Below are 15,781 nucleotides of genomic sequence, written 5' to 3' on the forward strand. Positions count from 1 at the left end.
CCTTCTGCTTGCCAGCATGACCGGCTTTGCTATTATTCGTGAGCCTTTTTACGCACTACAACAGAGTCACCACATGGTCATAAAAGCGCAAAGCCCTGCCGGGTTTGCCGAGGAATACATCATCGAGTCCATCTGGAACAATCGCTTTCCTCCAGGATCCATTCTGCCGGCGGAGCGCGAACTGTCCGAGCTGATTGGCGTGACTCGCACTACCTTGCGCGAAGTGCTGCAGCGCCTTGCCCGCGATGGCTGGCTCACCATCCAGCATGGCAAACCGACCAAGGTCAACAATTTCTGGGAAACCTCGGGTCTCAACATCCTGGAGACCCTGGCACGGCTCGATCAGGACAAGGTGCCGGATCTGGTGGCCCAACTGCTGTCGGCGCGCACCAACATCTGCACCATCTTCATCCGTGGCGCCATTCGCAACAACCCGGAGCAAGCCGCCGAGATCCTGCGCGGGGCCGATGAGGTCGAGAACACGGCTGAGGCCTATGCCGAGTTCGATTACCGTCTGCACCACCAGCTCTCCTTTGCTTCCGGCAATCCGATCTACGCCTTGATCCTCAATGGGTTCAAGGGATTGTACAGCCGGGTCGGCCGCTATTACTTCTCCGACAAGCAGGCGCGCGAGACGGCGGATGCCTACTACAAGACGCTGTTGGGCTTGGCCGAGACCAAGAATCACGAGGCCGTGTTCATGACGGTGCGCCAGTACGGGATAGAGTCAGGCAAATTGTGGACCCGTCTGCGCCAGGACATGCCGAGCAACCTGTGCGATAACTGATGTGTGTCACAACGAAAAAACGCGCCTGATGGCGCGTTTTTTTATGCTCCTTGCCTGCCCATCAGGTCAGGCTCTTGCGATCCGGGCAGCGCCCTATGATGTCCGCGGTGAGCTCGCCGTTATCCTGCTCCAGCACCACATCGAATCCCCACAGCTGGTGCAGATGCTTGAGCACCTCGTGCCGCGACTCGCCGAGGGGGATCCTGTTGTGGGGGACATAACGCAGGGTGAGGGAGCGATCTCCCTTCACCGCCACGTTGTAGACCTGAATGTTGGGCTCCAGATTGCTCAGGTTGTATTGGGCTGACAGGGTGTTGCGCACCAGCCGGTAACCCTCCTCGTTGTGGATGGCGGAGACCTTGAGGTAGTTCTTCAGATCGTCGTCATCGATGGCAAACAGCTTCATGTCGCGCATCACCTTGGGGCTCAGGAACTGGCTGATAAAGCTCTCGTCCTTGAAGTTCTGCATGGCGAAGTGCAGGGTGTCGACCCAGTTGGTGCCGGCGTAATCGGGGAACCAGTATCTGTCTTCCTCTGTGGGGTGCTCGCAGATGCGGCGCAGGTCGGTGAACATGGCAAAACCGAGGGCATAGGGGTTGATGCCCGAGTAGTAGCGGCTGTTGTAGGGGGGCTGGTACACCACGTTGGTGTGGCTGTGCAGCACCTCTATCATGAAGCGATCGCTGATCTTCCCCTCGTCATACAGGTGATTGAGGATGGTGTAGTGCCAGAAGGTGGCCCAGCCCTCGTTCATCACCTGGGTCTGCTTCTGCGGGTAGAAGTACTGGCTGATCTTGCGCACTATGCGCACCACTTCCCGCTGCCAGGGTTCCAGCAGGGGGGCGTTCTTCTCGATGAAGTAGAGGATGTTCTCCTGAGGCTCGGGCGGATAACGCCTGTCCTCGATACCGGCGGCCTTGTGCTGCTTGGGCAGGGTGCGCCACAGCTCGTTGACCTGGGTCTGCAGGTAATCTTCCCGCGCCTTCTGGCGCCGTTTCTCCTCTGCCAGGGAGATCTTCTGGGGCCGCTTGTAGCGATCCACCCCGAAGTTCATCAGGGCATGGCAGGAGTCGAGCAGCCGCTCTACGGCATCTATACCGTGTTTTTCCTCGCATTCGGTGATGTAGTTCTTGGCAAACAGCAGGTAGTCGATGATGGAGGAGGCATCGGTCCAGGCCTTGAACAGGTAGTTGTTCTTGAAAAAAGAGTTGTGGCCATAGCAGGCGTGTGCCATCACCAGGGCCTGCATCGGCATGGTGTTCTCTTCCATCAGGTAGGCGATGCAAGGGTCGGAGTTGATGACGATCTCATAGGCCAAGCCCATCTGGCCGCGCTTGTAGTTGCGCTCGGTGTGGATGAAGCGCTTGCCGAACGACCAGTGCTGGTAGCCGATGGGCATGCCGACGCTGGAGTAGGCATCCATCATCTGCTCGGCGGTGATCACCTCGATCTGGTTGGGATAGGTATCCAGCCGATAAAACTTGGCAACCCGGGCAATCTCCTGGTGATAGGTCTCCAGCAGCTCGAAGTTCCAGTCAGGCCCATCGTCCAGCGGCGCTATTTTTCTCGCGGTTTCTACCATATGTGATCCCTCAAGCCGCTTGCTTCTTGAACAACTCCCGGAACACCGGATAGATGTCCTCTACCTTGCGAATGTGCTCCATCGCGAAGTGGGGGTACTGCTCGGCCACCGACTCGTACTCGTGCCACAGGGTCTGATGAGCGCGAGTGGTGATCTCGATGTAGGAGTAGTAGCGCACCCGCGGCATGATGTCGCGCATCAGTATCTCCCGGCACTGGGGCGAGTCATCCGCCCAGTTGTCGCCATCGGATGCCTGCGCCGCATAGATGTTCCACTGGTGGGCAGGGTAACGCTCGTTGATGATGTCGTTCATCATCTTGAGGGCGCTGGAGACTATGGTGCCGCCGGTCTCCTGGGAGTAGAAGAACTCGTGTTCGTCCACTTCCTTGGCCTGGGTGTGGTGGCGAATGTAGACCACCTCCACGTTCTTGTAGGTCCGGCTCAGGAACAGATAGAGCAGGATGTAGAAACGCTTGGCCATCTCCTTGGTGGCTTGATCCATGGAGCCGGAGACATCCATCAGGCAGAACATCACCGCCTGGCTGGAGGGCACGGGCCGTTTGACGAAGTTGTTGAACTTGAGATCGAAGGTGTCGATGAAGGGCACCGCCTCGATCCGCCGTTTCAGCTCCCTGATCTCCTTTTCGAGCTGTGCCATCTCGGCAAAATGTTCGTTGGGATCGACGGCCAGCAGGGCCAGCCGCTCCTCCAGTTCACGCAGCTGGCGCTTCTTGCCCGCCTGCAGCGCCATGCGACGCGCCAGCGAATTTTGCAGCGAGCGCACCACGTTGATGTTGGCGGGCACCCCGTTGGAGGTGTAGCCCGCGCGGTAGGTTTTCATCTCCATCAGCTGGTTGAGCTGGGTCTTCTGCAGCCGTGGCAGCTCCAGATCCTCAAACAGCAGGTCCAGGTACTCGTCTTTCGAGATCTGGAACACGAAGTCGTCAGCTCCTTCGCCCTGATCCGAGGCCTGGCCCTCGCCCCCGCCCTGACCGCTGCCCCCTCCCTTGGGGCGGTCAATCTTGTCACCGGAGACGAACTGATCGTTGCCCGGGTGCACCATTTCCCGTTTACCGCCTTGGCCTTGATGGAAATGGGGCTCACCGATGTCCTTGGTCGGGATGCTGATGCTCTCGCCCTTGTCCACGTCCTGAATGCTGCGCTTGGAAACAGCATCCGAGACCGCTTGTTTGATCTGCTTCTTGTAGCGGCGGATGAAGCGCTGCCGATTGACAGCGCTTTTGTTTTTGCCGTTGAGCCTGCGGTCGATAAAATGCGCCATAACTCCCCCTTGAACACGGCAGGGTCAGGATGACTTGCGTACCCTGAGATACCATTCGGAGAGCAGGCGTACCTGTTTGCGGGTGTAGCCCTTCTCCATCATCCGTTCGACAAAGTTATCGTGCTTCTTCTGCTCCTCGGCCGAGGTTTTGCTGTTGAAGGAGATAACCGGCAGCAGCTCTTCCGTGTTGGAGAACATCTTCTTCTCGATCACGGTGCGCAGCTTCTCGTAACTGGTCCAGTTGGGGTTACGGCCTGCGTTGTTGGCCCGTGCACGCAGCACGAAGTTGACGATCTCGTTGCGAAAATCCTTCGGGTTGCTGATCCCGGCCGGTTTTTCGATCTTCTCCAGCTCGCTGTTGAGCGATGCCCGGTCAAACAGCTGGCCGGTCTCGGGGTCACGGTACTCCTGATCCTGGATCCAGAAATCGGCATAGGTGACATAGCGATCGAAGATGTTCTGCCCGTACTCTGAATACGACTCGAGGTAGGCGGTCTGGATCTCCTTGCCGATAAATTCCACGTAGCGCGGGGTCAGATAGCCCTTGATGAACTCGAGGTAGCGATCGTGCAGCTCCTGCGGGAACTGCTCGCGCTCTATCTGCTGCTCCAGTACATAGAAGAGGTGGACAGGGTTGGCCGCCACTTCCGCATGGTCGAAGTTGAAGACACGGGAGAGGATCTTGAACGCAAAGCGGGTGGAGAGGCCGTTCATGCCCTCGTCGACGCCGGCGTAGTCGCGATACTCCTGATAGCTCTTCGCCTTGGGATCCGTATCCTTGAGGCTCTCGCCGTCATAGACCCGCATCTTGGAGTAGAGGCTGGAGTTTTCCGGCTCCTTGAGCCGTGACAATACGGAGAACTGGCCCAGCAGCTCCAGGGTGCCCGGGGCGCATTTGGCCTCGGTCAGCTCGCTGTTGAACAGCAGTTTCTCGTAGATCTTCACCTCTTCCGAGACGCGCAGGCAGTAGGGCACCTTGACGATGTACACCCGGTCGAGGAAGGCCTCGTTGTTCTTGTTGTTGCGGAACTGCTGCCACTCGGATTCGTTGGAGTGGGCCAGCAGGATGCCGTCGAAGGGGAGGGCGGAGAGTCCCTCGGTGCCGTTGTAGTTGCCTTCCTGGGTCGCGGTCAGCAAGGGGTGCAATACCTTGATGGGCGCCTTGAACATCTCCACGAATTCCATCATCCCCTGGTTCGCCTTGCACAGCGCCCCTGAGTAGGAGTAGGCATCGGCATCATCCTGGGCGTAGTGCTCCAGCATGCGGATGTCGACCTTGCCCACCAGGGAGGAGATGTCCTGGTTGTTGTCGTCCCCCGGCTCGGTTTTCGCGATGGCGATCTGATCCAGGATGGAGGGGTTGACCTTCTCCACCTTGAACTTGGTGATGTCACCGCCAAACTCGTGCAGCCGCTTGGCGACCCAGGGGGACATGATGGGCCTCAGGTAGCGGCGCGGTATGCCGTACTCTTTTTCCAGGATCTCGCCGTCCTCTTCGATGTCGAACAGGCAGAAGGGGTGGTCATTGACCGGCGATCCCTTGATGCGATAGATGGGCACTTTTTGCATCAGGGACTTGAGTTTCTCGGCCAGCGAGGATTTGCCGCCGCCGACGGGGCCGAGCAGGTAGAGGATCTGCTTCTTCTCTTCCAGTCCCTGGGCGGAGTGCTTGAGGTAGGAGACGATCTGCTCAATGGCCTCTTCCATGCCATAGAAGTCTTTGAAAGCGGGATAGCGTGCGACGACGCGGTTGGAAAAGAGGCGGCTGAGGCGCGGATTGACGGAAGTGTCGATCATTTCCGGTTCGCCGATGGCAGCCAGCAGTCGTTCGGCGGCGGAGGCGTAGCAGGATTTGTCCTGTTTGCACATATCCAGAAACTCCTGGATGCTGTACTCCTCCTCTCTGGCCTTCTCATACCGCTGTTGATAGTGCTCGAAGATGCCCATAACTTAGCCCTCGTTATAGTCGCTTACCCTGAAAAAGAGTGGATCACTACTTTTGTTCTGTTTACCTCTTAAGCCTAGTCAACAGCCCCCAGTAATCCATCGCCATCATTGGTTTAAGTTTGTACGGGAGCTTCCCGATCCTCATGCGGGAAGAGGCAGCCAATGACATCTCTATGTTACTGACTGTTAAATTATTTTTGCCACGACAGTGATGCAAATGTCAAAGACATAAAAAATAAATGTTTGTGTGGCAGGCGCAGAAAATGATGGCTCCCGGGTTTGTCGAATCGAAGTACAGGCGGGGCAAGGGTGGCAGGGGAGAAGGGATGAAATGCCATTACGCTTACGTTAACGTAATGCGTGTTGTTTGGTGTTTAAGCTCTAATTTTTACATTGACGCTACATTCCGGCTGCTCTAGATTGGCCCTGTGTCGAGCAGTCATCGCTTTAGCAAGAGAGTGGGTGATTGTGCAGATACTAAGCTCTGTTTAAGCACGTTTCCGTTGGCTTGACCCTCGCATCCGCGAGGGTCTTATTTTTTCAGCGTCCGGCAAGCGGGTGATCAAGCGTCGGCAGGATAGATCGCCGACACCGCCGCCAGCACCTCTGCGAAGGGATGAGCCGCCAGCTGGCCAAAACCGGCCAGGTTTCTCGCCTTGGTCCGGGTGGTCAATGGGGTGGCGATACCGCACAGGAAGCGGGTCAGGATCCTGGGATGGCGCTGGTGACACAGGGCAATCAGAGGATCGCACCAGGCGCGCAAGCCGTGCTCGTTGGGCAAGCCCGGAGATGGCAGCGGCGGCAGCACGGCTATCTCCCCCCGGCAGACGGAGCAGTGCCCGCACCGCTCGGGCGCCTCTTCATCGGCAAAATAGCGGGCCAGCTCATGGCTCAGGCAGTGAGTCGAGATAAAGAACCCCAGCAGGGCCTGGAGTCGGGCCAGCTCGCTCTGCTCTTTCTTTTCAAACAGTCCATGCAGCTCTTCGGCCAGTGCCGCCGGGTCGATATGCTGGCGCACGACTCGATACACCTCCGTCATCTGCTTGCTTTCAAGCTCGATCCAGCCCTGCTGCTGCAGATAATCCAGCGCCGCCGCGGCGCGCTGGCGTTCCCCCTGATAACCCTGCCACAGCGCATCGAAGTCCATGGTGCACCAGCTGCGCGCCTGGGGCGCACAGGTGAACAGCTGCTCCAGGAACTGGCGGCGATCGGGATTGAAGCGGGCCAGGATCTCCCGTTTTTCCAGCACAAACTTGAAACGATACTCGGCAAAGTAGCTGTAGGCCGGGGCAATGATCCCCGCCATCTCCAGATAGACCAGCAGGGTCTTGAGGGGCAGTTGGCGAATGTTGGTCTCGTTGGAGAGGCGCAGCAGGCTGAATTCCCACTCGGCACCACTCTGTTGAAGGATCTGGAGCAAGCTCAGGATGGCCTCCCTGTCCGGGGTGTCTCCATAGACGAAGTTTTCCAGCACAGGCAACTGGGCGCGGCTCGCCAGCACCATGCAGCGGGAGGGGAGCCCGTCACGTCCGGCGCGGCCTATCTCCTGGCTGTAGTTCTCGATGGATTTGGGCAGATCGTAGTGAATGACCCGGCGGATATCGGCCTTGTCGATCCCCATGCCAAAGGCGATGGTGGCGACGATGCAGTCGAGTCGGCCGGCCATGAAGTCGTGCTGGATCTGGCTGCGAAGGGCGGGATCCAGCCCCGCATGATAGGCACAGGCGCGAATGCCGATGGCCTGCAGCTGATCGGCGCACTGCTGCGCGCTCTGCTGCAGGGTGACGTAGACGATGGTGGGGGCCGCGGGATCGCGGCGCAACTCGTCACGCAGCCAGCCATCGCGGGCACTGCCGGCCAGCGGGATCACGGCGAGATCCAGATTGGGGCGATAGAAACCTGTCACCACCAGATCTTCGGCCTCGATGGCGAATTTGGCCTGCATGTCTGCCATGACCGCCGGGGTGGCGGTGGCGGTGAGCAGCAGTACCTGGGGAATGGCGAGATCGCGGCGATGGTCCGGCAGCTTCAGATAGTCTGGCCGAAAGTTGTGGCCCCACTCCGAGATGCAGTGCGCCTCGTCCACCACCAGCAGGGAGAGCGGCACCTGGGCGATGAAGCGGCGAAAGCGCTCGTTCTTGAGGCGCTCCACCGAGATCATCAGGATCTTGAGCTGGCCGTCGCTGGCCTGCTGCATCACCCGGCGACTCTCCTCGGGGGTCTGGCTGGAGTCCAGGGTGGCGGCGGCAATCCCCTTGCTCTGCAAGAAGGCGAGCTGATCGTGCATCAGCGCCAGCAGGGGGGAGATGACCAGGGTCAGATGGGGCAGTGCCAGCGCGGGCAACTGGTAGCAGAGGGACTTGCCTGCGCCGGTCGGGAAGATGGCAGCCGCACTCTTGCCGGCCAGCAGGCGGCTGATCACCGCTTCCTGGCCGGGTCGTAGCCGGTCGAAGCCGAAGTGTCGGGTCAATAAAGAGGTGATCATGGCAACAGGCTCCAGTGCAAAGTGAGCGGCATGATACCACTCTCGCCTCCACATCGGCCGATGATAGGACTGGTTTGGTGACAATTTGACCGTAGTTGATATTGTGTTATCACATTGTTGTAGATTTTTTGTGAGGTAACCCTGATATTTTTCAGTGATTATGTGGAAAAAAACGATGGCAGATGGGATATTCCTTGTCCGCAACCCCACGCGTATGGACAGATCCAGAAGAAGGTTTGCCAACGGCACCACCGTCCACAGGCCGGTGTCAATGCGCGCGGCAGGTTGCCAACAGGACTAATGATTCACGCACCATGAGTGCACAGGGACTATTTGATGACACAACAACACCCCCTCATAAAACTGGTCAACAGCACCAGTCTGGTTAGCCAGATCCTGGTCGGTCTGGTATTCGGTATCCTCCTTGCCATGTTCATGCCCGAATGGGCCAAGGCGGCGGGTCTGCTTGGCAGCCTGTTCGTCGGTGCCCTGAAGGCGGTCGCTCCGCTGCTGGTCTTCGTGCTGGTGATGTCGGCGATCATCGGTCACAAGCAGGGTCAGAAGACCAACATGAAGCCGATCTTGCTGCTCTATGTGCTGGGGACCTTCCTGGCCGCCGTGGTGGCCGTGATGGCTAGCTTCCTGTTCCCCTCCAACCTGCACCTGGTGGCCAGCACTGCCGAGATCACCCCGCCGGGCGGCATCACCGAGGTACTGCAGACCCTGCTGTTCAACGTGGTGACCAACCCGGTGAAGGCGCTGCTGGATGCCAACTACATCGGTATCCTGGCCTGGGCCATCGGCCTTGGCATCGCCATGCGTCACGCGGGTGACAGCACCAAGGCGCTGATCAACGACCTGTCCCACGGGGTTTCCAGCATCGTCAGAGCGGTGATCCGCTGTGCCCCGCTCGGCATCCTGGGTCTGGTGGCATCCACCCTGGCCGAGACAGGTTTCGATGCCCTGTTTGGCTATGCCCAGCTGCTGGTGGTGCTGATCGGCTGCATGCTGTTCATCGCCTTCGTGGTCAACCCGCTCATCGTGTTCTGGAAGATCAAGCGTAACCCCTATCCGCTGGTGCTGACCTGCCTGAAAGAGAGTGGCGTGACCGCCTTCTTCACCCGCAGCTCCGCCGCCAACATCCCGGTCAACATGGCGCTGGCCGAGAAGCTGCGTCTGCCGGAAGACACCTACGCTGTCTCCATCCCGCTGGGCGCCACCATCAACATGGCCGGTGCTGCCATCACCATCACTGTGCTCTCCATGGCGGCGGTGCACACCCTGGGGATGGACGTGGATATAGCCACCGCCATTCTGCTCTCCGTGGTCGCCACCATCAGCGCCTGTGGCGCCTCCGGCGTGGCCGGTGGCTCCCTGCTGCTGATCCCGCTGGCGTGCAGCCTGTTTGGCATCAGCAACGACATCGCCATGCAGGTCGTCGCCGTCGGCTTCATCATAGGGGTGCTGCAAGATTCCGCCGAGACGGCCCTCAACAGCTCCACCGACGTGCTGTTCACCGCGGCCGCCTGCATGGCCGAGGATGAGAGCCTGCTGGAGGCGGCGCCGCTGCCCAGCCGCGAAGCCTGATCCCCTTAGCTTTTCCCTGAATGCTGGCGCCCTCTTCGGAGGGCGCTTTTTATTGTCTGCAATCTTGTGTCACCGACGCTTGCGCCTTCCTTAATCCAATCTGCCGGTTGCCGCTGTGGACCTCTCGTCCATGGGTGGACGCGCCTGCCTGCGAGGGCGGTCGCGGCTATCCCTCTGGAAAGGAAGGGCGGCAGGGGCGGCGGGGGTCATATGCTCAGGCGCTGATGGGCAGTCAGCCGCCGTGTCGCCATCGCGGTAAGGCCTCAAGCTCGTCAGCGGGCATATGGGCGCCGACCTGGAGCATCAGAGATTCTGCTCGGCACCGTTGCATCTGAGAGCGGGGCTTGCGATCGACGGCATCCCGCGCATCGGATGCAAAACCAGACCCCTGCGGGGAGGCCCTAGGTGCCCGATGTAGGCGCGGTATAGCGCCCATCCTCCTGCACAGGCACTAGGCAAAGGGCAGAAGGGATCATGGGCGTGGGGGATCACTCGGCAGCATGGGGCTGCCATCCCTTTTGCCCAAGCGCGGGGCCTGAGGACAGGGGCAGATTGCACGGGTGGCAACGCAGCGGGTGGCCGGTGGGGAAAGGTAGCTGATAGGCAGATGGCCTTATCCAGGCCTTTGCCGAACCTCGGGGTACAGCAATGAAAACAGCCCGGCACGCTGAGCCTGCCGGGCTGTGGGTCTCTGGCCAGGGTCAACCGGCGATCCGGTTGACCCTGGCTATCGGGGGCGGGGTTAGCCGACCAGCTGATAGAGGATGGCAGAGATGGCGATGAGGCCCATGGTTGCCACGAACAGGTTGCTGATCTGGCCCTGGTATTTCGCCATGGCCGGGACGCGCTTGATGGCGTACATCGGCATCAGGAACAGGATGGTGGCGATGATGGGGCCACCCAGGGATTCGATCATGCCGAGGATGGAGGGGTTGATCACGGCCACGCCCCACAGGGTCAGGATGAAGAAGGCGATGATGAACAGTTCGATCTTCTTGTGGTTCGGTTCCTTGCCGGAGGAGCGCATCTGCTGCATCACCATGCCCTTCAGACCTTCACGGGCACCCAGATAGTGGCCGAAGAAGGAGGAGACGATGGCGACGAAAGCAACCAGCGGACCGAAGTAGGAGATGATGGGGCTCGCATGCTGGTTGGCTAGGTAGGAGAGCACGGCAATGTTCTGGGACTTGGCTTCTGCCAGCTGGGCCGGAGTCAGGCTCATCACGCAGGAGAAGACGAAGAACATCACGAAGCCCAGCAGTATGATGGCGGTGCGCTTCAAGATGGCGTCGGACTTGGCGACGGCGTTGTCACCGTGATCACGGCGCTGGGCCAGGGCGAAGCTGGAGATGGCCGGGCTGTGGTTGAAGGAGAACACCAGCACCGGGATGGTCAGCCACAGGGTGGTGGCGAAATCCTTGGCGGAAGGCACCTGGGCCAGGGCGGCACCGGTCCAGTCCGGGATCAGGTAGAGGGAGATGCCCGCCAGGATGGCGATGAGGGGGTACACCAGGAACTCGGTGACCTTCAGCATCAGCTTCTCACCGGCCAGCATGACCGACATCATGGCCATGATCAGCACGATGGAGAGGATCCAGCGCGGTGGCGCCGTCATCTGCAGCTGGTTGACCAGGAAGCTCTCGACGGTATTGGTGATGCCCACGCCGTAGATCAGCACTATGGGGTAGATGGCAAAGAAGTAGAGCAGGGTGATTAATTTTCCTGCGCCCACGCCGAAATGCTCTTCCACCACTTCGGTGATGTCCGCATTGGGCTTCTTGGAGGAGAGCACGAAGCGCGCCAGGCCGCGGTGGGCCAGGTAGGTCATGGGGCCGACCAGCAGCGCCATCACTACCAGTGGCCAGAAGCCACCCATGCCGGCGTTGATGGGCAGGAACAGGATGCCGGCGCCGACGGCGGTGCCGAACAGGCTGATAACCCAGGTGGTGTCTTGTTTGCTCCAACCGCGTGATTGGATCGAGCGGATCCCTTGCTCCTGTGCGGCTGCAACGTCCTGTGCGCCAGTGACAGTATTGGACATGTGTCTCACCCCGAATGTGTGGTTTTAATTAGTCGGCGCAAGAATACTTTCTTTTTACCCAAAAATGTTGATCAGATTCACCTTTATGAGGCTGAAACCCGCACTTTCTTATGGAAATGTGATCAAAAGAATAAAAAATCAAAATTTATTTATTATATGCAGTGTTAGTTGAATGTTAACTGGATAATTTCTAACCTCTAAAGGTTATCAATATGTTGTTCTGAGAGGTGCTGGGCCAGTTGGCGGATCATGCTGGCGGTGGCCCCCCAGATGAAGGAGTGTTGCCAGGGGATCCAGTAGATGGTGTGGCGCTTGCCCGCCCTTGGCAGGGTCAGGGCTATGTGGTGGGCCGGATCCAGCACATGGCTGAGGGGCACCTCGAAGGCCAGCTCCACCTCGTCGGGGCTGAGGGCAAGCCGGTAGTCGGGGTCTATCATGGCCAGTACAGGCAGGACGTCATACAGGGAGATGGTGTTGAGCGGGGTGAGGCTGCCGATGACCCGGATCTGGGAGGCGGGGATCCCGAGCTCTTCATGGGTCTCTCGCAGGGCCGTGTGGATCAGGCTCTCATCTTCCGGATCCTGGCGCCCGCCGGGGAAGCTTATCTGCCCCGGGTGGTGGCGCAGGGTGGTGCTGCGACGGGTCAGCAACAGGCGCAGCCCCTGGGGGCGCTCCACCAGGGGGATCAGCACAGCCGCCGGCTTGAGCCCCGCCAGTGCCAGACGGTGGGCGGGGGCGGGGCGCTGCAACAGGAAGCGGGTCAGCAGCTCGGCGCGGTTCATCTCGATATCCATCTCGGTCCTGGTCTCCTTGGGGCGGGCGAGGGCAGTCACAGGCTCATTGGCGCAAGGCAGCCAGCAGCGGCAGGATGCGGGCCACCTTGTCGTAGGTCTCCTGATATTCGGCGTCCGGGTCTGAGTCGGCGATGATGCCCCCTCCCGCCCAGCAATGGAGCCGGCCGGCTTCGGCGATCAGGGTGCGAATGCAGATGCTGGTGTCCATCCGGCCGTGTTGGCTCAGATAGCCGATGCTGCCGCAATAGGCGTTTCGGCGCACCGGCTCCAGCTCCTCGATGATCTCCATCGCCCGGATCTTGGGGGCCCCCGTGATGGAGCCGCCTGGGAAACAGGCCCGCAGCAGATCCACCCCCTGCCAGCGCGCATCCAGTTCCCCGTGAATGGTGGAGACCAGGTGATGCACGGCGGGGAAGGACTCCACCGCAAACAGGCTCGGCACGCTGACGGAGCCTGGGCGACTGACCCGGCCTATGTCGTTGCGCAGCAGATCCACGATCATCAGGTTCTCCGATCTGTCCTTGTCGGCACTGGCGAGCGACTCGGCCACCTGTTTGTCGATAGCGGGATCCGGATGACGGGGCCGGGTGCCCTTGATGGGCTTGGTCTCGATGTGGCGGCCATCGAGCAGCAGGAAGCGCTCGGGGGAGAGGCTCAACATGGCGCTACGGGGTAGCCGGACAAAGGCCGAGAAGGGGGCTTTGTTGGCGGCACTGAGGGCGAGATAGGCGGACCACTCGTCCCCTCCATAGGGGGCGCTGAAGCGCTGGGTCAGGTTGATTTGATAGCAATCCCCTGCCGCCAGATAGGCCTGGATGCGGGCGAACTTTTCGCCGTACTCGGCCCGGCTCATGTTGCTCTGCCACTCGCCCTGCAAGGCGAAGGGGGCGCAGGGCCGAGGGGCTTGCGCCGTCAGCCACTGCAATCGTCTGGCGAGCCCGGCCTCCTCTCCCCAGTGCACCAGCTGCCAGCGACCGGTCGCAACCTCCCGCAGCAGTGCCCAGTCGTAGATCCCCACCGCCATGTCGGGTACCTGGATGTCTGCATTGGCCTGGACGGGCAGACGTTCGAATCGTCGGCCCAGATCGTAGCCAAAGAGCCCCAGGGCGCCCCCGACGAAGGGCAGCTCATGCTCATCCTGCACCAGCTCCCCCAGCAGGGCTCGTTGGGTCTCGGCGAGCAGGGCGAGGGGATCGCCGTCATGATGGCTCTGGTGGCCAGCCTGGGTGAGGCAGGTGCTGGCACCCCGGGTCTCCAGGGTGGCAAGCGGATCGGCGCTGATGATGTCAAAGCGGTTGTCGGCGCCCGTTGGGCCTGCCGATTCCAGCAGGATGGCCCAGGCCTGGTGTTGCAAGCGGGCAAACAGGGCGTGAAGCGATGCTTGCGGGTCGAAATGGTGGATATGCAGTCTTGGTTTCATTTTTTGTTACACAGGCAACAGTTTGCACCCAGCTCCCTAGCCGGTTCGGGTGCTCAAGCGTATCATGGCCGCCGGCATTTTTAAGAAAAACACCGTTATAAAAACACGCCGTAGTCGCCGGCTCTGTGCGCATTCGCCGCCTGCCGAAGGCCCGGCTCATATGGAAGCCCTTGCTCGCGCAAGCGACGACAAGGACCAGTGAGGATGATATGAGCATCATTAGAAAACAGGACTTTATCGATTCCATTGCTGACGCCCTGCAGTACATCTCTTTCTACCACCCCCTCGATTTTGTCCACGCCGCCAAGGCTGCCTATGACCGCGAGATCAACCCGGCCGCCAAGGATGCCCTGGCCCAGATCCTGATCAACTCCCGCATGTCTGCCGAAGGGCATCGCCCCCTGTGCCAGGACACCGGCATCGTCACCTGCTTCGTCAAGATCGGCATGCAGGTGCAGTGGGACAGCGACATGACGGTGCAGGAGATGGTGGACGAGGGCACCCGCCGCGCCTACACCAATCCGGACAACCCGCTGCGTGCCAGCGTGCTGGCGGATCCCGCCGGCAGTCGCAAGAACACCAAGGACAACGCCCCTGCCGTGGTGCACATCGACATGATCCCGGGGGACAAGGTGGAAGTGAGCATAGCGGCCAAGGGCGGCGGCTCCGAGAACAAGTCCAAGATGGTGATGCTCAACCCCTCCGACGACGTGGTCGAATGGGTGCTCAAAACCGTGCCGACCATGGGCGCCGGCTGGTGCCCGCCTGGCATGCTGGGGATCGGCATCGGCGGTACCGCCGAGAAGGCGGCCGTGCTCGCCAAGGAAGCCCTGATGGAGCACATCGACATTCAGGAGCTGATCGCCCGGGGTCCAGAGACCACAGAAGAGAAGCTGCGGGTCGAGCTCTATGACAAGGTCAACCGGCTGGGGATCGGCGCCCAGGGGCTGGGGGGCCTCACCACAGTGCTGGACGTGAAGGTCAAATCCGCCCCGACCCATGCCGCCTCCAAGCCGGTGGTGATGATCCCCAACTGCGCCGCCACTCGCCACGTTCACTTCGAGCTCGATGGCTCTGGCCCCGCCGAATTGACTCCGCCGAGGCTGAGTGACTGGCCGGAAATCACCCGTGAAGCGGGCGGCAACGTGCGCCGGGTCAATGTCGATGGCATCACCAAGGCCGAGCTCGCCAGCTGGAAGAGCGGCGATACCGTGCTGCTGTCCGGCAAGATCCTCACCGGCCGTGACGCCGCCCACAAGCGCATTGCCGACATGCTGAAAAATGGCGAAGGCTTGCCGGAAGGGGTCGACTTCACCAACCGCTTCATCTACTACGTCGGCCCGGTCGATGCGGTGCGTGACGAAGTGGTCGGCCCGGCCGGTCCCACCACCTCCACCCGGATGGACAAGTTCACCGACATGATGCTGGGTGAAACCGGCCTCATCGGCATGATAGGCAAGTCCGAGCGGGGTCCGAAAACCGTCGAGAGCATCAAGCAACACCAGGCCGTCTATCTGATGGCAGTGGGTGGTGCCGCCTACCTGGTGGCCAAGGCCATCAAGAAGGCCCGTGTGGTAGCCTTCGCCGATCTGGGCATGGAAGCCATCTATGAGTTCGAGGTGGAAGACATGCCGGTGACAGTGGCGGTGGACTCCCAGGGCAACAACATCCATGAAACCGGCCCGGCCTACTGGTCTGCCAAAATTGCCGAGCTGGATACCAGGCTCGCCTGATCCGGTACAAGCCCCTGGTGGGGCGCCGGGCAGATGGCAGCCCAGGCCATATGACAGAAGGCGACCTCAGGGTCGCCTTTCTCGTCTTGGTTGCCGCCCTGCCAGACTGACGTGGGGTGGGGA

Annotated in this window: 10 protein-coding genes; 3 read left to right on the forward strand and 7 right to left on the reverse strand. The window is 60.4% G+C overall.

The features are described from left to right. Positions 1-73 precede the first annotated feature (73 nt). A complete protein-coding gene (fadR, locus tag AC3WR3_RS10095) occupies positions 74-787 on the forward strand; it encodes a fatty acid metabolism transcriptional regulator FadR (protein ID WP_139434293.1) in 714 nt (237 codons plus the stop codon). Positions 788-848: 61 nt separating this feature from the next. Here fadR and AC3WR3_RS10100 read toward each other — a convergent pair whose 3' ends face one another. The 4 genes from AC3WR3_RS10100 to AC3WR3_RS10115 form a co-directional block, all read right to left on the reverse strand. After that, entirely contained in the window at positions 849-2,369 is a 1,521-nt protein-coding gene (locus AC3WR3_RS10100) for a SpoVR family protein (protein ID WP_492291782.1), read from the reverse strand. 10 nt (positions 2,370-2,379) lie between these two features. Continuing rightward, positions 2,380-3,651 carry a YeaH/YhbH family protein gene (locus tag AC3WR3_RS10105; protein WP_492291783.1) on the reverse strand — a complete coding sequence of 424 codons (1,272 nt, stop codon included), beginning with the start codon at positions 3,649-3,651 and terminating at the stop codon, positions 2,380-2,382. A 24-nt stretch (positions 3,652-3,675) separates the two neighbouring features. After that, positions 3,676-5,598, reverse strand: a complete 1,923-nt coding sequence (locus AC3WR3_RS10110; RefSeq protein WP_202045858.1) for a PrkA family serine protein kinase — start codon at positions 5,596-5,598, stop codon at positions 3,676-3,678. A gap of 562 nt (positions 5,599-6,160) precedes the next feature. Then, positions 6,161-8,083, reverse strand: a complete 1,923-nt coding sequence (locus AC3WR3_RS10115) for a RecQ family ATP-dependent DNA helicase (RefSeq protein ID WP_492291784.1) — start codon at positions 8,081-8,083, stop codon at positions 6,161-6,163. Positions 8,084-8,419: 336 nt separating this feature from the next. Between AC3WR3_RS10115 and sstT the strand changes: the two genes are divergently transcribed. Then, the gene (sstT, locus tag AC3WR3_RS10120) at positions 8,420-9,670 is read left to right on the forward strand and encodes a serine/threonine transporter SstT (protein WP_492291785.1); all 1,251 of its coding nucleotides are present in this window, start codon (positions 8,420-8,422) and stop codon (positions 9,668-9,670) included. Between the two features lie 742 nt (positions 9,671-10,412). Here the strand turns inward: sstT and AC3WR3_RS10125 are convergent. The 3 genes from AC3WR3_RS10125 to pabB all read right to left on the reverse strand — a co-directional run bounded on the left by AC3WR3_RS10125 (position 10,413) and on the right by pabB (position 13,925). Beyond that, positions 10,413-11,711, reverse strand: coding sequence for an HAAAP family serine/threonine permease (locus AC3WR3_RS10125; RefSeq protein ID WP_492291786.1), 1,299 nt, complete (start codon positions 11,709-11,711; stop codon positions 10,413-10,415). 197 nt (positions 11,712-11,908) lie between these two features. Then, positions 11,909-12,493, reverse strand: coding sequence for a CoA pyrophosphatase (locus AC3WR3_RS10130; RefSeq protein ID WP_492291811.1), 585 nt, complete (start codon positions 12,491-12,493; stop codon positions 11,909-11,911). 55 nt (positions 12,494-12,548) lie between these two features. Then, the gene (gene pabB / locus AC3WR3_RS10135; RefSeq protein ID WP_492291787.1) at positions 12,549-13,925 is read right to left on the reverse strand and encodes an aminodeoxychorismate synthase component I; all 1,377 of its coding nucleotides are present in this window, start codon (positions 13,923-13,925) and stop codon (positions 12,549-12,551) included. Positions 13,926-14,134: 209 nt separating this feature from the next. Here pabB and AC3WR3_RS10140 point away from each other — a divergent pair, with 209 nt between their 5' ends. Next, entirely contained in the window at positions 14,135-15,658 is a 1,524-nt protein-coding gene (locus AC3WR3_RS10140; protein ID WP_202045854.1) for a fumarate hydratase, read from the forward strand. Positions 15,659-15,781 lie beyond the last annotated feature (123 nt).

The organism is Aeromonas sp. EU05-FHT14A05 (assembly GCF_058791175.1).